The organism is Cupriavidus sp. 05T313 (assembly GCF_056396665.1).
In genome coordinates this window covers 1-2,335 of record NZ_JBFTLX010000456.1, presented here as the reverse complement: position 1 = coordinate 2,335, position 2,335 = coordinate 1, and the positions used below count along the sequence as shown (strand labels likewise).

Sequence of the window (2,335 nt, the reverse complement as noted above, 5' to 3'; positions counted from 1 at the left end):
CTTGGCACGGATGACTTTCTGTTCCTGAGTCATGGCGGACTCCTTGTGGATTCCGCCGCACACTGGCACTCTGGGCTACGCCCTTCGCACCGATGTGCGGCGGCATGGATAACCAACCACTGTCAGATTTAGTCTAGGCTATTACACCTTACAGGCCTGAACCAGTCGCCGCTCATCGCCCGCCCAGCGCATGACGTGACGTATGCTCGTGGCTGACAATTGTGGAATCATCCTGGCACACTCGGCCGCCGTCAGACTCGTGCCATGCGCGAGGATGCCAGCGTAGACCATCAACAGTTCCTGCGCAGACCGGGGCTCGCGGCCGAGCATGATCCAGCTGAAGCGCGTCTGGGCGTCCACTGCCAAGATGACCTCCGGCAACTGAACATCGCCGATGTGGTGGTCAAGGCGGCTCCGCAGCCTTGAGACCTCGGGATCCTCTTCCTGTGCCGCTAGCGGTGCCAGGTGCAACTCGTCATCGACGCGTAGCGTGCCAGCGCGCGTCGCTACCGCGACCGCGGCAATGCCTGTGCGCACGCGCTCAAGCAACGGTCCGAGAAAATCGGCAGCTTGGGCTGGCAGCGACAGCCGCGTATAGTGGCGCCGAGCTTCAGCCTGCCAACGCTCCGCTGGCAGGAACAAACTCTCGCGACCTCGGAAGCTCAACGAATGCTCGATCCAGACCGACCCGTTGCGCACGGCACGGCGCAGGGCGAACAGGGTGGCGACCTCAAGCGCCCGGAAGGCGCGCTCACGATCGGCACCGCTGATCGCATCGAGCCAGGCTGGCCCTAGGCAAGGGGCGGTCACGTCATCGGGTAAGCTTCGAACGGCCTTCGCATACAGGTGGCGCAGCTTGCCCAGAGCGTCAATTACCGGGGGTTCGCCGGTGGCTTGCCAGGGCAGCTTGGCGACGACGACCAGTAACGCGCGTACGGGCCTGATGGCATCGATCAGCCGCTGCCTGATCGCAGACGACCGGCTCGGTGTGCGCTGAGTGCGCTTGTCGGCCACCAACTGGGCCAGATGCGAGCGCAGCTCGGCATCTGGAATACTCCCATCGCTACTCAAGCTGGCCACCTCGTCGAGCAGTTGCCGGTACTGTGCGGCCCAGTCAATGGGAGCCTTCACACCCTCCGCGCTCTGCCGCCATAGATCTGCCACCCGGCGCTGAAACATGAGGATCAGTTGGTCAGTGGCAGTGAGCAGGCAATATCGCAGGAAGCAGCCCAACTCGACGGTGCGTGCCGGCTCCTTAATTCGTGCGCTGAGCGATGGGGACCGCGCCGCCAAGCGACGTGCAAAACGGCGCACCAAAACATCGTTGAGACCGAAACGATGGCGGTCGACGCCAATCTCGACTAGCCACTCGATACGTTCGAGCACTTCGGCGAACTGTCGCGTCGAGTGCTTCGCCGGGACCGCCCACAACCAGTTCTGGACGTGCTGACCATCCGGTCGCGCTTGCTCCATTGCGGCTAGCCATCGTCGCCATGTCGCGGGAGGTACCGCCGAATGGATCGAGGCGCAGGCACCGGCCTCAAGCTCGGTCAGTGCCGCTGCGACAAGGCTTCGGATGGCGCGCTCATGCACGATGATCAGTCGATGCTGATACAGCCACTGGTGCGCATATGACAGCAGTCGGTCCCGATCGGCGCAATGCAGCACTTCGTCACGCAGCGCCCGCACCAGGGCTCGACGCTGATGTACCGTTATCCAACGAAACCCGAGCGTCTGGCAGGCCAGCAGTTGATGGTCGGAGAGCGTTCGCCCACGCGCGTAGAGCGCCCGCAAGGAGGCCAGATCCGGCGTATTGATGCCGAGTTCGGTGCCGAGGTGGCGCAGCAGTACTGGTGGCAGGATACTGAACGCATCCAATAGGCAGCCGCTCATGCGCAAAAAACCAATGTGCAGCGCCAGGCCCAGCTTCATCGTTGGGCCGCGCCGTCGCCCGATCAATTCATGCTCGGCGTGGCTGTATGTGAAGAACGTCTGCAACTCGAAACTGCTGAGTTCACGCGGCACCTCGCGCGCGCCCAAAAAGGTGCTCTGCCAGCCTTGCATCTCGTGCGCCTCCCGTGCATTGGGCCAAACAAGATACGCCAAGCAGAAGCGAACAGCAAACCTCAAAAAATCAATAACTTAGGGATGAGCACCCGCGTCGCTGCTGGGCTTGCGAACCGTCGCATATTGCACCGAAATCAAAGCTACCCCATGGTCTGCTGGCCAGGCAGCCGTTGGAGCAGGCCTTCGGCTATGCACTGCGACATTGGCAGGCCCTCGTGCGCTACACCGAAAGCGGTATCCTGGAGCCGGACAACAATCGCCTCGAGCG

General features: G+C 62.5%; 1 protein-coding gene and 1 pseudogene. One reads left to right on the top strand and one right to left on the bottom strand.

The features are described 5' to 3' along the window. Positions 1-147: 147 nt before the first annotated feature. Positions 148-2,064 (bottom strand): annotated as a pseudogene (locus AC1DKD_RS40710) (DUF4158 domain-containing protein); the annotation flags it as partial. 125 nt (positions 2,065-2,189) lie between these two features. Between AC1DKD_RS40710 and AC1DKD_RS40705 the strand changes: the two are divergent. Beyond that, positions 2,190-2,335 (top strand): IS66 family transposase (locus AC1DKD_RS40705; protein WP_477144693.1); only part of this gene is annotated, 146 nt, incomplete at its 3' end.